13 protein-coding genes and 2 pseudogenes are annotated in these 17406 nt (G+C 74.0%); 6 read left to right on the top strand and 9 right to left on the bottom strand.

The annotated features are described in order from the left end of the window. The first annotated feature begins 144 nt into the window (after positions 1 to 144). Positions 145 to 1275 (top strand): tyrosine-protein phosphatase, encoded by a 1131-nt coding sequence (locus tag ACWERV_RS03085; RefSeq protein ID WP_452927964.1) that lies wholly within the window; start codon positions 145 to 147, stop codon positions 1273 to 1275. A gap of 22 nt (positions 1276 to 1297) precedes the next feature. On the opposite strand, the pseudogene ACWERV_RS03080 reads toward ACWERV_RS03085, so the two are convergent. The 5 genes and pseudogenes from ACWERV_RS03080 to ACWERV_RS03060 form a co-directional block, all read right to left on the bottom strand. Then, positions 1298 to 2455 (bottom strand): annotated as a pseudogene (locus ACWERV_RS03080) (ATP-binding SpoIIE family protein phosphatase); the annotation flags it as partial. Between the two features lie 198 nt (positions 2456 to 2653). After that, positions 2654 to 3103: pseudogene (locus ACWERV_RS03075) on the bottom strand (ATP-binding cassette domain-containing protein); the annotation flags it as partial. A 335-nt stretch (positions 3104 to 3438) separates the two neighbouring features. Continuing rightward, positions 3439 to 3732 carry a zinc-ribbon domain-containing protein gene (locus ACWERV_RS03070; RefSeq protein WP_452927963.1) on the bottom strand — a complete coding sequence of 98 codons (294 nt, stop codon included), beginning with the start codon at positions 3730 to 3732 and terminating at the stop codon, positions 3439 to 3441. A gap of 125 nt (positions 3733 to 3857) precedes the next feature. Beyond that, the gene (locus ACWERV_RS03065) at positions 3858 to 6257 is read right to left on the bottom strand and encodes an FtsX-like permease family protein (RefSeq protein ID WP_452927960.1); all 2400 of its coding nucleotides are present in this window, start codon (positions 6255 to 6257) and stop codon (positions 3858 to 3860) included. Then, positions 6254 to 6973, bottom strand: a complete 720-nt coding sequence (locus ACWERV_RS03060) for an ABC transporter ATP-binding protein (RefSeq protein WP_452927958.1) — start codon at positions 6971 to 6973, stop codon at positions 6254 to 6256. The genes ACWERV_RS03065 and ACWERV_RS03060 overlap by 4 nt, the downstream gene beginning before the upstream one ends. Before the next feature lie 214 nt (positions 6974 to 7187). On the opposite strand from ACWERV_RS03060, the gene ACWERV_RS03055 reads away from it, so the two are divergent. Both ACWERV_RS03055 and ACWERV_RS03050 read left to right on the top strand, forming a co-directional pair. Continuing rightward, a complete protein-coding gene (locus ACWERV_RS03055) occupies positions 7188 to 8636 on the top strand; it encodes a sensor histidine kinase (RefSeq protein WP_452927955.1) in 1449 nt (482 codons plus the stop codon). A gap of 71 nt (positions 8637 to 8707) precedes the next feature. After that, the gene (locus ACWERV_RS03050) at positions 8708 to 9322 is read left to right on the top strand and encodes a response regulator (protein ID WP_452928076.1); all 615 of its coding nucleotides are present in this window, start codon (positions 8708 to 8710) and stop codon (positions 9320 to 9322) included. Between the two features lie 12 nt (positions 9323 to 9334). On the opposite strand, the gene ACWERV_RS03045 is transcribed toward ACWERV_RS03050, so the two are convergent. Continuing rightward, positions 9335 to 10207: an aldo/keto reductase gene (locus ACWERV_RS03045; RefSeq protein ID WP_398174655.1), complete on the bottom strand. Its 873-nt coding sequence runs from the start codon at positions 10205 to 10207 to the stop codon at positions 9335 to 9337. Positions 10208 to 10393: 186 nt separating this feature from the next. On the opposite strand from ACWERV_RS03045, the gene ACWERV_RS03040 reads away from it, so the two are divergent. From ACWERV_RS03040 to ACWERV_RS03030, 3 genes are all read left to right on the top strand, one after another. Continuing rightward, on the top strand, positions 10394 to 11326 hold the full coding sequence (locus ACWERV_RS03040) for a lysylphosphatidylglycerol synthase transmembrane domain-containing protein (RefSeq protein ID WP_452927951.1): 933 nt from the start codon (positions 10394 to 10396) through the stop codon (positions 11324 to 11326). 145 nt (positions 11327 to 11471) lie between these two features. Beyond that, positions 11472 to 12260 carry a hypothetical protein gene (locus ACWERV_RS03035; RefSeq protein WP_452927948.1) on the top strand — a complete coding sequence of 263 codons (789 nt, stop codon included), beginning with the start codon at positions 11472 to 11474 and terminating at the stop codon, positions 12258 to 12260. Positions 12261 to 12541: 281 nt separating this feature from the next. Then, a complete protein-coding gene (locus ACWERV_RS03030; protein WP_452927945.1) occupies positions 12542 to 14527 on the top strand; it encodes an amino acid transporter in 1986 nt (661 codons plus the stop codon). A 647-nt stretch (positions 14528 to 15174) separates the two neighbouring features. Here ACWERV_RS03030 and ACWERV_RS03025 read toward each other — a convergent pair. The 3 genes from ACWERV_RS03025 to kdpC all read right to left on the bottom strand — a co-directional run bounded on the left by ACWERV_RS03025 (position 15175) and on the right by kdpC (position 17387). Continuing rightward, positions 15175 to 15633 carry a type II toxin-antitoxin system PemK/MazF family toxin gene (locus ACWERV_RS03025; protein WP_398174667.1) on the bottom strand — a complete coding sequence of 153 codons (459 nt, stop codon included), beginning with the start codon at positions 15631 to 15633 and terminating at the stop codon, positions 15175 to 15177. A 55-nt stretch (positions 15634 to 15688) separates the two neighbouring features. After that, positions 15689 to 16672, bottom strand: a complete 984-nt coding sequence (locus ACWERV_RS03020) for an aldo/keto reductase (protein ID WP_452927941.1) — start codon at positions 16670 to 16672, stop codon at positions 15689 to 15691. 82 nt (positions 16673 to 16754) lie between these two features. Next, positions 16755 to 17387, bottom strand: coding sequence for a potassium-transporting ATPase subunit KdpC (gene kdpC, locus ACWERV_RS03015; protein ID WP_452927938.1), 633 nt, complete (start codon positions 17385 to 17387; stop codon positions 16755 to 16757). Between the last annotated feature and the right edge of the window lie 19 nt (positions 17388 to 17406).

Genomic DNA, 17406 nt, shown 5'->3' with positions numbered 1-17406 from the left:
GGAGTCTAGAGCGCAAGGCCCGCCCGTACGGTCGCGCACCTGGAGTTCACCTGGGCGTCGGCGGGGCGTACGGCGGGCGGGTCCGGGGCGTCATCCGCGAAATCTAGACGTATAGATGTCACCTCTGACCTCAGGAGATATCGCATGTCCGACCTCAGCCGCCGTCGCGTCCTGGCCACCGGCGTGACCGCCGCCCTCACCCTGGGCGCCCTCGCGGGCGGCACCGCGGCCGCCTCCGCCCACCCGGGGCGTGCGTCGAAGCCCGCGCACAGCGCGAAGCCCGCCGCGCACCACGCGATCCCCTTCACCGCCGCGACCGTCACGCGGCAGGCGAACGGCTCGTTCACCCTCAGCTGGACCTCCGCCCCGGGTGTCGGCCGCGTCTCCGTCTACGCCGGGCGCGACCAGCAGCACATCGCGCGCGTCCACGCCGTCGCGACCGGCCGCGGCACCGCGACCGTCACCGTGCCCTCGCCCGGCACCGCCGACCGCTGGTGGTTCGAGCTGGTCCCGGACCACGGGCAGCCGCTGACGCTCGCCGACCGCTCGCTGCACCTCGCCTCCGCCCCCAACTTCCGCGACGCGGGCGGCTACCGCACCACCGACGGCCAGTGGGTGCGGATGGGCGTCCTCTACCGCTCCGGCGACCTGAGCACCCTCACCGACGCCGACCTCGCGACCCTGCACCGGCTCGGCATCCGCACCGACATCGACCTGCGCACCTCCACCGAGCGCTCCACCGCCCCCGACCGCCTCCCGGCCGGTACCCGGTACGTCGTCGCCGACGTGCTGGGCGACGCGCTGTCCGGCGCGCTGCCGACCACCGAGGACGCGGCCGTGCAGATGATGACCGAGGGCGAGCGCACCATGGTCTCCGGCGACAACGCCAAGAAGGCCTACACCACGCTCGTCGACGCCGCGGTGAACCCGCGCGAGGCCGCCGTGGTCTACCACTGCACCGCGGGCAAGGACCGCACCGGCTGGGCCAGCGCCACGCTGCTGACCGCGCTCGGCGTGCCGCGCGCGACCGTCATGCAGGACTACCTGGCCAGCAACACCTACCGGGCCGCCGAGAACGCCGCCGCCCTCGCCCAGCTCCCCGAGGCGATGCGCCCGGCGTACAAGGCGCTGCTCGACGTCCGCCCGGAGTACCTGAACGCCGGCTTCGACGAGGTCGCTCAGAAGTACGGCTCCTTCGACCGCTACCTCGGCAAGGCGCTCGGCTTCGACAGCCGCGACGTGCGCGACCTGCGGCGGCAGCTGCTGGTCGGCTGAATCCGCCCGGTCACGGGGGTGTTCAGGGTCGGGCGGCGCGGGGGATGCGCTGCTCGACCCAGATGATCTTCCCGTCCTTGGTGTAGCGGGTGCCCCACCGCTCGGCCAGCTGCGCCACCAGGAACAGCCCGCGCCCGCCCTCGTCGGTGGTCGCGGCGTACCGCAGGTGCGGGCTGGTGCTGCTGGCGTCGGCGACCTCGCAGATGAGGGTGCGGTCCAGCAGCAGCCGTACGTCGATGGGCCCGCCGGCGTAGCGGATCGCGTTGGTGATCAGCTCGCTGAGCACCAGCTCGGTGGTGAACGCCAGGTCCTCCAGGCCCCACGCGGCCAGCCGGTCGGTCGCCGCGTTGCGCACGGCGGCCACCGCGGACGGGTCGGAGGGCACGTCCCAGCGGGCGATACGGCTCGCGGGCAGCGCGCGCGTCCCGGCGACGAGCAGCGCGATGTCGTCGGTGGGCGCGGCGGGCAGCAGCGCGCGCACGACCGCGTCGCACGTCTCGTCGGCCGTACGCTCCGGGTGCCCGGCGAGCGCGGCGCGCAGCGCGTCCAGGCCGACGTCGATGTCGCGGCTGCGGTCCTCGACCAGCCCGTCGGTGTAGAGGACCAGCCGGCTGCCCTCGTCCAGGCGGAACTCGGCGGCCTCGAAGGGCAGTCCGCCCAGGCCCAGCGGCGGACCCGCGGGCACGTCCAGCAGCTCGACCGTGCCGTCCGGGCCGACCAGCGCGGGCGGCAGATGACCGGCCCTGGCCATCTCGCACATACGCGTCACCGGGTCGTACACCGCGTACAGGCAGGTCGCGCCGGTGATGGGGGCCGCGCCGCCGGGCTGCCCCGGCCCGTCGTCGGTCTCGTCCTTGTCGATCCGGCCGACCAGGTCGTCCAGGTGGGCCAGCAGATCGTCCGGGGGCAGGTCGAGCATCGAGAAGTTGAAGACCGCCGTCCGCAGCCGGCCCATCGTGGCCGCCGCGTGCATGCCGTGCCCGACGATGTCGCCGACGACCAGCGCGACGCGCGCGCCGGGCAGCGGGATGACGTCGAACCAGTCGCCGCCCACGCTCGCCTGGGCGGGCAGGTAGCGGTAGGCGACGTCCAGCGCGTTCTGGTCGGGCAGGCCGTGCGGCAGCAGGCTCTGCTGGAGGTCGGCGGCCATCGTGGTGTTGCCGGTGATGGCCGAGTCGATCTGCTCCTGGGTGCTGTACCTGGTGTCGAACAGGCCCGTGTTGCGGCCGACCCGCAGCACCGCCACCCGGTCGGCGACCGCCCGCACCTCATCCAGTTCCGGGCTCACCAGCAGCACCCCGAGGTGCTGCTCGCGCAGCCGCTGCACCAGCTCCAGCACCCGGGCGGCCTGCCGGGAGCCGAGCGCGGCCGTCGGCTCGTCGAGGACGATCAGCCGCGGCTCGCCGATGAGCGCCCGCGCGATGGCGACCGCCTGCCGCTGCGCACCGGACAGCGACGCGACAGGCGTGCGCAGGCTCTCGATCCGCACCGACAGGCTGTCCAGCAGGGCGCGGGCACGCTTCTCCATCCGGATCTCGCTGAGCATCCCGAAGGTGCGCAACTCCCGGCCAAGGAAGAGGTTCTGGACGGTGTCGAGGTTGTCGCACAGCGCCAGGTCCTGGTGGATCGTGGCTATGCCCAGGTCCAGCGCGTCCTGCGGGCGGCGCAGCTCGACGGGCCTGCCACGCCACTCCACCACGCCCTCGTCCGGCGGCGTCACCCCGGAAAGAACCTTCACCAGCGCGGACTTGCCCGCACCGTTGCTGCCGACCAGGCCGACGACCTCGCCCTCCCGGACCGTCAGGCCGACCTCGCGGAGCGCCTGCACCGCGCCGAACCGCTTGGAGACTCCGCGCACGGCCAGCAGCGGGCTGTCGCTCACGCACACCACCTCCTGCCCCGGGGCACCCGGCCTCCCGGTCTCCCGCCCCCGGCGCACCGCCGGGTCGGGCCCCCGCGTACCGAAGTCTGCCCCCAGGAACGGGGAAGCGCACCAAGGCCGTACAACGACCGCGCAACGGCCCGGCAACAACCGGCACGCGGTCCTCGTACGGCCCGGTGGGAACGCCCCGGTGCGGACCCGCGCGCACGGCAGCGGCCGCGGGCGCCCGGGAGGGCGGGCCCGCGGCCGCTGACGTGGTCAGGCAGTCCTGAGGCGGATGCTCAGGCGGTAGGGCGCTGGTGGTCGTGCACCGGGGACTGGCCCATGGCCGGCTGCGGCTGCACGCCGCCCGCCTGGAGCTGCTCGGCCTGCTCCTTGGAGATCTCCTGGGCGACACCGCAGAAGGTGCACTGCGTCATGTATTTGGTGTTCAGCGGAAAAAGCGGCACGAAGAAGAGCGTGAACTTCGTGACGCGCTTCTTGAGCGAGTGCGCCGCCGGATTTCCGCAGCGCCCGCAGACCAGCGTGAGCATGGCCAGCGCATAGAGATAGGTCCGCGTACCGAATATGATCATGAGTCCCCCCACACAACGGGATTGCCTGTCTCAGCAGAGTGTGCCGTACGAAGCCGACACCACGATATGCGGGGGCGCCATCCCCTTTCCGTCCTTTTTCCGGCCGACCCTCCGGGCCGCCCGGCTCATTCCGTCCTGAGGCTCGTCGCGGTCGAGGTGCGGGCGGCCCAGCCCGCGGGCAGCAGCGCGCCCACGGCGGCGATCACCAGTCCCGCGAGGGCGAGCAGCGTGACGACGCCCGGGTGGAAGACGGCGATGTCGGCGTGCGGGATCCGGGTGCCGGCCGCCGAGCCCATCGACGGGACGATCACCCCGTGCAGCGCGATCCCGGCCGGGACACCGACCACCCCGGCGAGCAGCCCGAGACCGGCGACCGACGTCACGACCATCGCGATCGTCTGCCGCGGCGACATGCCCAGGGCCTTCATCACCCCGATGTCGTGGACGCGTTCGCGGGTGTCCAGCACCACGGTGTTGAGCACGCCGAGCCCCGCGACCAGGACCAGCATCAGGGTGAGGGTGGCGATGAGGGTGTCCATCGCGACGATGGTGGCGCTGGTGCCGCTGCTCGACGGGATCGCCTCGACGCCGAGCGGGGAGAGTGCCGTGTCGAGGGCCGACACATAGGCGCCGATATCGGTCCCTTGGGCGAGTTTCACGTGAAACATCTCCGGCCGCGCCTCGACGCCGATCGCCGTGAGCGTCCGGTAGTCGGTGGAGAACCGCAGGGCGTCGTCCACGATCAGCGCCTCGCCGACGATCGTCACCCGCGTGCTGCGCCCGTCGCCTTCGAGCGTGACCGTCCCGCCGACCTGCGTACCGGTGGCCTCCAGGAAGCGGTGCCCCACCACGATCTGACCGGGGCCGGTGAACCAGTGGCCGGAGACCATCTGCAAGCCCGCCCAGGACGCGTCGCCCTGGTAGGCCGCCGCCCGCGCCGCTCCCGGCACACCGGCGACACCCACCTGCGCCTCGCTGGTGCCGACGTACCCCGCGGTGCCCTGCTGCGCGGTGATCGCGCTCACGAGCCTGCCGCGGTCCACCGCCTCGGGGCGGGCCACCGGCGCGGGCGGCGCACCGCCGGCGGCGACCGGCGGCTGCGCGTCCGTCGGCGGCGGGTACACGGGAACGGTGACCTGGCCGGGGGTGTCGCGGTTGAGGCCGTCCTGGATCGCCGACAGCGACGACCCCAGGCCGAACGCGAACGTCACACCGACCGCGCCGAACGCGACCGCCACCCAGATCGTCGCCGAGCGCCCCGGCCGCGCGAACGGCCCGGCCAGCCCCATCGTCACCGCCCGCGGCAGCGGCAGCCGGGAGGCGACCCGCGCGGCCAGCCGCCCCCGCCCGACCCGCGGCGTACGGCCGATCGCGAGCGCCTCGACCGTACGCAGCCGGGCCGCCCGCAGCGCCGGCGCCAGCGCGCTCGCCACCACCAGCGCGAGCACCCCGGCGGGCACCACGAGGTCCAGCCACCACGCCACCGCCAGCGACCCCGCGCCGTACGCGTCCGAGGCCTGCTTGAGCAGCGGCAGCGACGCGAGGTTGCCGAGCAGCACGCCCAGCGCGGTGCCGACCGAGGCCGGGATCAGCGCCTGCCCGATGTACGCGCGCCCCACCTGGCCGGGCGTCAGCCCGAGCGACTTGAGCACCCCGATCCGCCGGGTGCCCGCGCTCACCGCGCCGCTCACCACGATGCCGATGATCAGCACCGACATCACCAGCCCCAGCACACCGAAGGCGACGATGAAGGGCACGAACGTCGCGCTGTGCTCGTCAGCGACATGCTTGGTCGTCAGATACGACAGCCCCGCCGTGAGCGCCCCCTTCGGCGCCGCCGCGGCCACCGCCGCCTTCCCCGCCGCGACCTGCCCGCTCGTCCCGGCGTGCGCGAAGCGGTAGAGCATCTCGTACGACGGGGTGCTGCCCGGCCCGGCGAACGCGGCGAGCTGCGCGGGCGCCACCCAGGCGTCCGCGGTCTTGCTGACCGAACGCGCGAGGCCGACGACCGTCAGCTTCGGCGCCCCGGGCAGGCTCGTGAACTGCGCGGTCGCACCCGGCTGGAAGAGACTCGGGCCGTCGTCCTGCGCCGCGAGCACGATCTGGCCGGGGCCGGTCAGCCAGTGGCCCTTGAGCATCGTGAGCGCGTCCACCGGGCCGCCCCGGTCGGCCCGGCCCGCGATCGTCAGCGGCGCCGACTGCGAGGTGACCGTCCCGCCGCCGCTCCCGGTGACCCGCGGGGACGCGGTGACCACGGCGAACGGCCCGGCCGCGGCCGTGACCCCGGTGGCGTGCGCGGTCGCGGCGACCTGCGCCCCGGTCGCCCTGGCGCCGTCGAAGCGCGCCGTCAGATGGGCGCCGCGCTGCTGCGCGAAGGCATGGTCGAAGGGCGCCCGCGAGGCGACCACGAGCCCCGCGGCCATGATCGACGCCGTGACGGCCAGCATCGTGGTCAGCGTCATCACGACCGTCTGGACGCGGCGCCGCCCGACCCCGGCCCGCACCACCTTGCCGAGCACGCTCATCGCGCCACCGCCGCGGTGCCGTTCGCCGGGCCGCGGCCGCTGACGTCCCGCACGATCCGGCCGTCGACCAGCTCGATCGTGCGGGTCGCGCACGCCTCGGCGAGCGCGAGGTCATGGGTGACCAGCAGGATCGTCTGGCCGTCCGCGTTCAGCTCGGTGAGCAGCGCGCGCACCTCCGCGCCGGACGCGGTGTCCAGCGCGCCGGTCGGCTCGTCGGCGAGCAGCAGCGCCGGACGGTTCATCAGCGCCCGCGCCACCGCGACCCGCTGCCGCTCGCCGCCGGACAGCCGCCCGGGGTAGGCGCGCGAGTGCCGTGCGATGCCGAGGTAGTCCAGCAGCTCCCCCGCCCGGACCCGGGCCTGCGCCCGGCCCGCGCCGACGAGCTGCGAGGGCAGCAGCACGTTGTCCAGCACCGTCAGGTCGTCGAGCAGGTTGAAGAACTGGAAGACCATGCCGATGCGTTCGCGCCGGTAGCGCGCGGACCCGGTCTCGCTCAGCGTGTCGACGCGGACGCCGTCGACCGTGACGCTGCCCTCGGTCGGCCGGTCCAGGCCCGCGACCATGTTCAGCAGCGTCGACTTGCCGCTTCCCGAAGGCCCCAGGACCGCGAGCGCCTCACCGGCGCGGACGGTCAGATCGAGCCGGTCCAGGGCCGCGGGGCCGTCGTCGTAACTCTTGCGCACCTCGCGGATGTCGATGAGGGGTGCACTGTTCATCCGGGTCCTCCCCCGAGCTGTTCGGTCAGTGCCCAAGACGCTAGGAGCGGGGCCCGCGGCAGCGCGTCGGCCGCCGTGTGGAAGGCGGCTACCGCGGTGGTCGGACCCCGTTCGGCGTCATCCCGGGGGTGTACGCGGCCGGTCGTACAACGGGGGTGCGGGACGCGACGGAGGGGGGATGTGGGGGGCGGTGGGAGCCCGGCACACTGAACGCGTGAGCACGTCGGAGCCGGTGAGGCCGGTCAGCAGGACGCCGCAGGGCGTCGCCGCCGGGGCAGCCCGCGTCAGGGCCGCCCTGGCCGAGCTGCTGGGCCCGGGGCCGACCGCCCGCCGGTCGCCGCCGCAGCCGCTGTCGCGCTGGGCCTGGACGGCGGACGTGATCGCCGCCGTCGTGCTGGCCGCCGCCACCGCGTACGCCACGGCCAACGGCGCGACGGGCGACGGCCCCATCCGCTCCGGCGCACAGTTCTCCCCCGCACCCCCGGGCGTGCCCCCCGTGCCCGTCCCGCCGCCGCACCCCGGCAAGCGCCTGCTGCTGGTGGATCCGCACACGCTCGTCCACAGCGCGCCGGAGCCCGCGCTGTGGCTGATCGTCCTGGGGGCGCTCACCGCACTGCCGCTCGCGGTACGCCGCCGGTGGCCGCTGAGCGCCTTCACCGCGGTGCTCTGCTCCTCGCTGCTCTTCCACGCGCTGACCGCGCACTCCTGGGCGGTCAACGGGGTGGAGGATCCGGCGACCTTCTTCACCTTCGTCTCGACGGTGCTCGCCGCCTACGCCGCCGCCCTGCACAGCCCCTACCGGCGGCGCGCGATCGGCGCGCTGCTCACCGGCGGCGTCGTGCTGCTGATAGCCCGCCAGCAGGCCCTGCCGTCCGTCTCACCGAGCTTCCTGCCCTTCATGCTGCTGCTGCCGCTCGGCCTCGCCGCCAACACCGTGCACATCTGGCGCCAGCGGATGCGCACCATGCAGACCGAGCAGGCCGCCGCCACACAGCTCGCCGTCGAGCACGAACGGGCCAGGATCGCCCGCGAGCTGCACGACGTCGTGACGCACAACGTCAGCATGATGACCGTGCAGGCCGGAGCCGCCCGCACGGTACTGGACAAGGAGCCCGAGATGGCCCGCGAGGCGCTGCTCGCTGTCGAGGCCGCCGGTCGCGCCGCGATGGCCGAACTGCGGCACGTCATGGGCCTGCTGTCGATGACGACCACCGCGCCGGACACCCCCGGCGCAGCCGGATCCGGCACCGTGCCCGAGGCGGAGCTGGCCCCGCAGCCAGGACTCGGGCAGGTCGGGGCGCTCGCCGACCGGGTGCGCGGCACGGGCGTGGCCGTCGCCTTCACCGTGACCGGCACCCCCGTCCCGCTGCCCGCGGGCGTGGACCTGGCGGCCTACCGGGTGGCGCAGGAGGCGCTCACCAACACCGTCAAGCACGCGTCGGGCGCGAGCGTCACCGTGAGCATCGCCTACCGCCCCGGCGAGGTGCAGGTCGAGGTGGCCGACACCGGCGGCGCCCCCTCCCCGGCCGCCTCCACCGGCAACGGCCGGGGACTGCTGGGCCTGCGCGAACGCCTCGCCGTCTACGGTGGGACCCTCGACGCCGGACGCCGCATATCCGGCGGCTACCGGGTCCGGGCCGTCATCCCGGTGGGGGACGCGTGAACGCAGCAGCGGAAGGGCCCCTGCGGGTCGTCATCGCCGACGACCAGGGCCTGGTGCGCACCGGCTTCCGGATGATCCTCACCGCCGCCGGCATCGAGGTCGTCGCCGAGGCCGCCGACGGCGAGGAGGCGGTGGCGGCGGTGCGCCGCACCCGCCCGGACATCGTCCTCATGGACATCCGCATGCCCGGACTCGACGGCCTGGAGGCCACCCGCCGCATCCTCGGCGGCGCCCCCGACGACCCGCAGGTCCTGATCCTCACGACCTTCGACCTGGACCGCTACGTCTACGCCGCCCTCGCCGCCGGGGCCAGCGGCTTCCTGCTCAAGGACGTCACCCCCGAGTACCTGGTCGCCGCCGTGCGCCTCGTCCGCTCCGGCGACGCCCTCCTCGCCCCCGCCATCACCCGCCGCCTCGTCGAACGCTTCGCCGCGAACCCCGGCGGGGCCTCCCCCGTCCACCGCGACCTCGCGGCGCTGACCCCGCGCGAATCCGAGGTCCTCCGCCATCTCGCGGGCGGCCTCAGCAACGCGGAACTGGCCGCGGGCCTGGGCGTGAGCGAGGCGACGGTCAAGACCCACGTGACCCGCATCCTCTCCAAACTCGGCCTGCGCGACCGCGCCCAGGCGGTGGTGGCCGCCTACGAGTCCGGCCTCGTCACGCCGGGCTCGGCCCGGCCCCGGTGAGGTGGCCCGCGCTCAGGAGGCAGCCGCCTCCAGGGCCTGGAACTGCTCGTCGGTGAGCTGGATGCCCGCCGCCGCGGTGTTCTCCTCCAGGTGCGCGACCGACGAGGTGCCCGGGATCGGGAGCATGGCGGGGGAGCGGCGCAGCAGCCAGGCGAGGGCCAGCTGCGAGGGGGCCGCGTCGTGCTCGATCGCGATGCGGGTCAGCGGGCTGTCGGTGCCCGCGAGGGCGCCCGTCGCCAGCGGGAACCACGGGATGAAGCCCAGACCGCGGGCCTCGCAGTGGTCCAGGACGTCCTCGGAGGCGCGGTCGGCCAGGTTGAAACGGTTCTGCACGGACACGATCGTCGCCGTGCGGCTCGCCTCCTCGATCTCCGCGACCGTCACCTCGCTCAGCCCGATGTGCCGGATCTTGCCCTCCGACTGGAGCGCCGCCAGCTCCCCGACCTGCTCGGCGACCGGCAGCTTCGGGTCGATGCGGTGCAGCTGGAGCAGGTCGATGCGCTCGACCCCGAGGTGCCGCAGGCTCAGCTCGACCTGCTGCCGCAGGTACTCCGGCCGCCCCACCGGCACCCACACCCCCGGCGCGGGCCGGGTGAAGCCCGCCTTCGTCGCGATGACCAGGTCGTCCGCGTAAGGGTGCAGCGCCTTGCGCAGCAGCAGGTCCGCGGTGAAGGGCCCGTACGCGTCCGCGGTGTCGATGAAGTTGACGCCCAGCTCCGCGGTACGCCGCAGGACCCGCACCGCCTCGTCCGGATCCGCGGGGTCCCCCCACACCCCCGGCCCGGTCAGCTGCATCGTCCCGTACCCCAGACGGGTGACGGGCAGATCCCCGCCCAGCAGAAAACTCCCGGACGCCAGGGCCACTGGCGTGGTGGGCTCAGACATTGACGTTCTCCCTTCGCTGACCTGACCTTATGCCTCCCCCCTGCGGGGCACCCCTTTTGCCTGGGGCGCCCCCGCCCCACCGGGCAACCCCGGGGGCGCGGGGCGCCGCCCTCCGCAGAGGAGACGTCACCTCCGGGTCGCCCCGCGGACGCCCCCGCGTCGTACGCGGGCACGAGAGTGACGGCCGTGGGAAAGGGTTGGCGGGCCGCCGCCGCACTCGTACCGGGGGCCGCCCTCGGCGGCTGGGCCCTCGCGCACCGCGCGCTGCTCGCCACCGGGTGGCGGGACCTCGTCGCGGCGGACCGGGCCTGGCTGTGCGCGGCACTCGCGGCGACCGCGCTCGGCTGGGTCGCCGTCGCACTCGCGCGACAGGGCACCGTGCTGGAGCCGCTGCCCGCCGGGCGCCTGCTCGCGACGCAGTTCGCCGCGCAGGCCGCGAACCAGCTCACCCCCGCGGGCATCGGCGCCGGAGCGGTGAACCTGCGCTTCCTGCGCGGCTGCGGCCTGCCCCTGGGCCGTACCTCCGCCGCGCTCGCGCTGTACTCGCTCGCGGAGTCCGTCGCCCGGGTGACGCTGCTCGCGACGCTGCTGCTGGCCTTCCCGCACGCGCTGCGGGTGCACGGGCTGGTCCCGACGGGCGGCACGGTCCTGGTGGTCGTCGCGGCGACCGCGGCCGCCGCCGTGCTCGCCGTGGTCACCGCCGTGGCCGTACGCCCGCTGCGGCGGCTGCTGCGCGGCTTCCTGGCCACCGCGCTGGCGGACGCGCGCTCGCTGCATCTGCGGCCCGCGCGGGCGCTCGCGCTGTGGGGCGGGTCGCTGGCCTTCCCGGCGCTCCAGGCGGCCGCGCTGGTCGCGGTGGCGCACGCCCTCGCGCTGCCCGTACCGGCCGCGCACGTGGCCATCGCGTACCTGGCCGCGACATGCCTGGCGGCGGGTGTGCCGACGCCCGGCGGCATGGGCTCGGTGGACGCGGCGCTCGGCGTCGCGCTGGTCGCCGCGGGGGCGCCAGCCGCAACGGCGACCTCGGCGGTGCTGGGCTACCGGATCATCACCGCGTGGCTCCCCGCGCTGCCCGCAGCGGTGATGCTGGGCGCGCTGGTGCGGCGCAAGGTCGTATAAAAGCGTACGGCGCCCGCGTGCGCGTCCCCCATAAGCGTGCCCGGCTGTTGACAGCACAGGTTTATCGGCAATACTGCCCGCCGTGGAGCAGCGCACAGGTTCGATCACACCGGCGATACACCCCGCAGGGACCGATCCGGCATTCGTGCCAGGTCTCCTGCCCCCGCGTTCCGACGCGGCCGAGGAGTCGGCCCCGGAAGCGGCCGACACGGATGCGCCGGAGGGCACCACGGCGCCGGCGGCGGAGGACGCCTCCGCGGGCGCCGCGTCCGCCGTGCCCGAGGAGCAGCCCGAGGCGGAGGCGGCCGAGGAACCGGCCGCGGCCGAGGACGCCGACGACGTGGAGACGGACGAGGAACAGGACCGCGGCGAGCCGCTGTTCGAGGTCTCGGACCGCCGCGCCACGATCCTCGCCGACAAGGTGGGCATCGTCTTCCGCCTCGACGAGGAGGAAGCGGACTTCACCTGGGACGAGATCGGCGCCGTCGAGATCGACACGCCGCGTTTCGGCAAGCGGTTCAAGGTGACCGTCTACACCGGCCCGCGCCGGTGGTTCGAGGCGCACGTCGAGGCCAAGTCCCGCGGCCTGCTCAAGACCTGGACGGCCGAGCTGGACGCCGTCCTCGACGAGCACTTCGAGGACCCGGACGCCAAGGCCGAGGTCGAAGCCGAGGCTGAGACCGAGGTCGAGACGGCCGAGGAGCCCGAGGCGACGGAGACCGAGACCACGGACACGGACACGGACACCACGGCGGAGACGGAGACGGCGGAAGCCGACACCGACCCCGAAGCCGACACCGAGGCGACCGCAGACGCCGAGCCCGAGACCGCGACCGCGGACGAGACCCCCGCCTCCGGCCTCACGGCCGACAAGCCCCTCAAGCCCGCCAAGCCCGCCAAGTCGGCCAAGCCCCGCGGCAAGCGCACCGCATGAACCACCGCCGTCCGGCAAGCCCGTACGGCGTCAAGATCCCTCCCGCACGCGTTAAGAACGCGTATGGAAACCCCGCGCGGCTCCCCACGAGCCGCGCGGGCACCGCACTCTGACCGAGGCTTCCGTACGCGCCGCGGCCCCACCGGCCCGCGGCGCGCGCGGTGGCGCGCACGGTCGACGGCGACCAGACTGCGTAAATGACCAGGTCATCCCACCGATGACCCGCCTCACCACGCCCTGTCGCCCCACGACGGCGCTGCACCTCTAGGAGCCCGGTCACCATGTCCACCACCGTCGGGGCGAAGGATCAGGACGCGCACCCGCATCGGACACGTCTGCGCGCCTGGATGCTCGAAGGCCTGTCCGACATGGCCAAGGACGAGCCCGCGGGCCGGAAGGCCGCCCCCGCCCCGGAGGAGAAGCCGCAGGCGCACGGCCAGCCCTGGTGGCGGGTCATGTGCCTGACCGGCGTGGACTACTTCTCCACTCTCGGCTACCAGCCGGGTATCGCCGCGCTCGCGGCCGGTCTGCTCTCCCCCGTCGCGACCGTCGTCCTGGTGATCGTGACGCTCGCGGGCGCGCTGCCCGTCTACCGCCGGGTGGCGGAGGAGAGCCCGCACGGCGCGGGCTCGATCGCGATGCTGGAGCGGCTGCTGTCGTTCTGGAAGGGCAAGCTCTTCGTGCTCGCCCTGCTGGGCTTCGCGGCGACGGACTTCCTCATCACGATCACGCTCTCGGCGGCCGACGCCTCCACCCACCTGGTGGAGAATCCGCACTTCTCGTCGGCGCTGCACAGCCACCAGATGCTCATCACGCTGGTGCTGGTGGCGCTGCTGGGCGCGGTCTTCCTCAAGGGCTTCCTGGAGGCGGTGAGCGTCGCGGTCGTGCTCGTCGGGGTCTATCTGGCGCTGAACGTCGTCGTGGTGGTGAACGGCCTGTGGCACGTGGTGACGGCCGGGCACCTGGTCACGGACTGGACGAGCGGGCTGACGGCCGAGCGCGGCAACGTCTTCGTCATGATCGGCGTCTCGCTGCTGATCTTCCCCAAGCTGGCGCTGGGCCTGTCCGGTTTCGAGACGGGCGTGGCGGTCATGCCGCATGTGAAGGGCGACCCGGACGACACCGAGGACCGGCCCGCCGGGCGGATCCGGGACACCAAGAAGCTGCTGACGACGGCGGCGCTGATCATGAGCGCGTTCCTGATCGCGACGAGCTTCATCACCACCGTCCTGATCCCGAAGGACGACTTCAAGACGGGCGGTCCGGCGAACGGCCGCGCGCTGGCGTATCTCGCGCACGAGAACCTGGGCTCCGGCTTCGGCACGGTCTACGACTTCTCGACGATCGCGATCCTGTGGTTCGCCGGCGCCTCCGCGATGGCGGGCCTGCTCAACCTGATGCCGCGCTTCCTGCCCCGCTACGGGATGGCGCCGCACTGGGCGCGCGCGGTGCGGCCGATGGTGCTGGTCTTCACCCTGGTCGCCTTCCTGGTCACGTGGATCTTCGACGCGAACGTCGACAAACAGGGCGGCGCGTACGCGACCGGTGTGCTGGTGCTCATCAGCTCCGCGGCGATCGCCGTGACGATCGCGGCCCGGCGGGCGGGGCAGCGGCGCTGGACGGTGATCTTCGGGGTCATCGCGCTGGTCTTCCTCTACACGACGGTCGTCAACGTCACCGAGCGGCCCGACGGTGTGAAGATCGGTGCGTGCTTCATCGCCGGGATCATCCTGGTGTCGATCCTGTCCCGGCTCGCGCGGGCCTTCGAGCTGCGCGTCACGAGCGTGGAGCTGGATCCGCTCGCCGAGCGCTTCGTGCGCGACATCGCGACCCGCAAGGTGCGCTTCGTCGCGAACGAGCCGGGGCTGCGGGACGCCACCGAATACCGCGAGAAGCTCCAGCAGATCCGGCTGGACAACGACATCCCCGCCGAGGACGACCTGGTGCTGGTGGAGGTGACGGTGCCGGACGCCTCGGAGTTCGAGTCGGCGCTGAGCGTGCACGGGCAGGTGCTGCACGGGCGCTACCGGGTGCTGTCGATGGAGAGCGCGTCGGTGGCGAACGCGCTGGCCGCGCTGCTGCTGCACGTACGGGACGCCACCGGCTGCAAGCCGCACATCTACTTCGAGTGGACCGAGGGCAGCCCCTTCGCGAACTTCCTGCGCTTCTTCCTCTTCGGCCACGGCGAGGTCGCGCCGGTCACCCGTGAGGTGCTGCGCGAGGCCGAGCCGGACCGCTCCAGGCGGCCCCGCGTCCACGTCGGGTAGGCCCGCGCCACGTCCCGCGCGTCCGCGGCCGCCACCAGGTCCCGTACGGCGCCCGCGTCGGCGGCGGGCAGCAGGCCCGCGGTGTGCGAGCGGCGCACCCCCGTGTCGAGCGCGTGGCGCAGCAGCGGGCATTCGGCCAGCAGGAAGGTGTCCAGCTCGGCGCGCCGCCCGGCGGTGTCCCGCAGCAGCACCCGTTGTGCGGTGTGCCCTTCGACGCGGGCGGCGGCCAGCCGGTCCAGCCGCACCCGGTGCGACCGCAGCAGGGTGCGGACGGTCAGCTCGCCGCCGTCCGCGGTGATCCGCGGCGGGGCCAGCACGGCGAACAGGACGGCCGCGGCCGCCGCCCACAGCAGCGCCGCGGGCCAGGTGAGCCCGCCGGTGACGGCGCCGAGGACGAGGGCGGCGGCGAGCATGCCGCCGGAGAGGGCGGCCGCGAGCCGCAGCCGGGCGGGCCGGTCGCGGTCGAGGCCGCGCACCGGTCCCGCGCCGCGCCCGGGGGAGGAGGGGCGGCGGACCGTCGGGGGAAGGTATCCGCGCTGCACACCTCCGACGCTAGGCACCGCGTGGCACGCCCGGACCCCCGTTGACACCCCCCTGACGGCGCCCGCGCCCGTCCTGACGCTTCCCTTACGGCCCCCCGGAACCGCTCAGCTCCAGCCGTACAGCTCCTTGAGCCGGTTCACCACGAGGTTGAAGCGGCCGCGGTCCAGGGCGCAGGCCTCGCGGCGCATGCCCTGTTCGTGCAGGCGCAGGACGCGGTCGACGTCGATCCAGGAGTCGCGGCCCTCGCGGTCCCAGGGGCCGGCGCCTATCGCGATCCACTCGCGGTCGTGGTCGTGGCGCTTGCTGGAGAGCCGCACGGCGAGCAGCGTGCCGGCCGCCTCGCGGGCGACGACGAGGACGGGCCGGTCCTTGCCGCGGCCGTCGTTCTCCTCGTAGGGCACCCAGGTCCAGACGATCTCGCCCGGGTCGGGGTCGCCGTCGTGGACCGGGGCGTATTCGGTACGCACCCGGCCCACGTCCTTCGGATCCGCCTGCGTGGTGCGGTAGGGGCCACTGGCCCCGGGGAATTCGGCGTGGCTGTCGCTGTCGGTGAAGGTCGTCACCCGGATGACCGTATCGGCCGCCCCCGGGCCGCGTCACGGCCCTGCCGTCAGGCGCTCACCAGCGGTCGTGCACCTGGGCGCGGATGCGCCGGTCGTACAGGTCGCGCACGCCGTCCAGCACCGGCTGCGGCAGCGCGGGCAGTCCGGCCGCGGCGGCGTTCGCGCGGGCCTGCTCGACGTTGCGGGCGCCGGGGATGACGGAGGTGACGCCGGGCTGCTGGACGATCCAGCGCAGCGCGGTCTGCGCCGGGGTCGCGCCCTCGGGGGCGAGCGCGGCGAACTCGACGGCGGCCTCCAGGCCGGTCTCGTAGTCGACGCCGGAGAAGGTCTCGCCCTGGTCGAAGGCCTCGCCGTGCCGGTTGTAGGCGCGGTGGTCGTTCTCGGCGAAGACCGTCTCGCGGGTGTACTTGCCGCTGAGCAGGCCGGAGGCGAGCGGGACGCGCGCGATGATGCCGACGCCCGCGGCCTGAGCGGCGGGCAGCACCTTCTCCAGCGGCTTGAGCCGGAAGGGGTTGAAGATGATCTGCACGCTGGCCACGCCCGGCCGGGCGATCGCGGCGAGCGCCTCGTCGCACGTCTCGACGCTGACCGCGTACGCGGCGACGCGCTGCTCCTCGACGAGCGTGTCGAGCGCGTCGTAGAGGGCGTCGGAGGTGTAGACGGCGGTGGGCGGGCAGTGCAGCTGCACCAGGTCGAGGGTGTCGACGCCGAGGTTGGCGCGTGAGCGGTCGTTCCAGGCGCGGAAGTTGGCGAGGCTGTAGTTCTCCGGGAGCTGCTCGGCGCGGCGGCCCATCTTCGTGGCGACGAAGATCCCGGCGTCGGGGCGCTCCTTGAGGTAGCGGCCGATGAGCTGCTCGCTGCGGCCGTCGCCGTAGACGTCGGCGGTGTCGAAGAAGGTCACGCCGGACTCGACGGCGGCGTCCAGCACCGCGAGGGCGTCGGCCTCCTTGACGTCGCCCCAGTCGGAGCCGAGCTGCCACGTCCCGAGGCCGACGACGGAGACGGGTCGGCCGGTCCTGCCCAGTACACGCTGTTCCATGCCAGCGATGCTACGTCGCCGCCCGTGCCGGAGCCCCCGGCCCCGCCCGTTCGGCGAGCGGGCGGGACCGGGGGCGTGCTCCTCAGTGTCCGAGCGTCTCCAGCGCCCTGTTCAGGTCCAGGACGTTGACGCGCGGCTCGCCGAGGAAGCCCAGGTCGCGGCCGTGCACATGGGCGGCGACCAGGTCGTGGACCGCCGCCGGGGCGAGGCCGCGGGCCTTGGCGACCCGGTCGGCCTGCTCGTAGGCGTAGGCGGGCGAGATGTCCGGGTCGAGACCGGAGCCGGAGGCGGTCAGGGCGTCGGCGGGGACGTCCTTGGGATCGACCCCGTCGAAGGCGGCGACGTCCTTGCGGCGCTGCTCGATCGCCTTGACCAGGTCGGGGTCGTTGGGCCCGAGGTTGGACGCGCCGGAGGCCAGCGGGTCGTAGGAGCCCGCCGAGGGGCGCGGCTGGAAGAACTTCGGGTCGGGGCGGGCGGCCTCGTCGGGGTCGTCGGGGTTCTTCTTCGGCAGGTCGAAGCTCTGGCCCAGCAGGCTGGAGCCGACCGTCCTGCCGTCCTGTTTCACGACCGAGCCGTTGGCCTGGTGGTGGAAGGCGGCCTGCGCGACACCGGTGACGGCGAGCGGGTAGATCACGCCGGTGATCACGGTGAGCACCAGCAGCATGCGCAGCGCCGCGAGGTGTCGGCGGACGGGGGTGGGGAGGTGGTTGGCCATGGTGTGTGTCTCCTTTCGG

It is taken from the genome of Streptomyces sp. NPDC004031 (assembly GCF_053604375.1).
The sequence above is the reverse complement of the archived record's forward strand: the minus strand, read 5'-3'. Positions and strand labels throughout refer to the sequence as shown.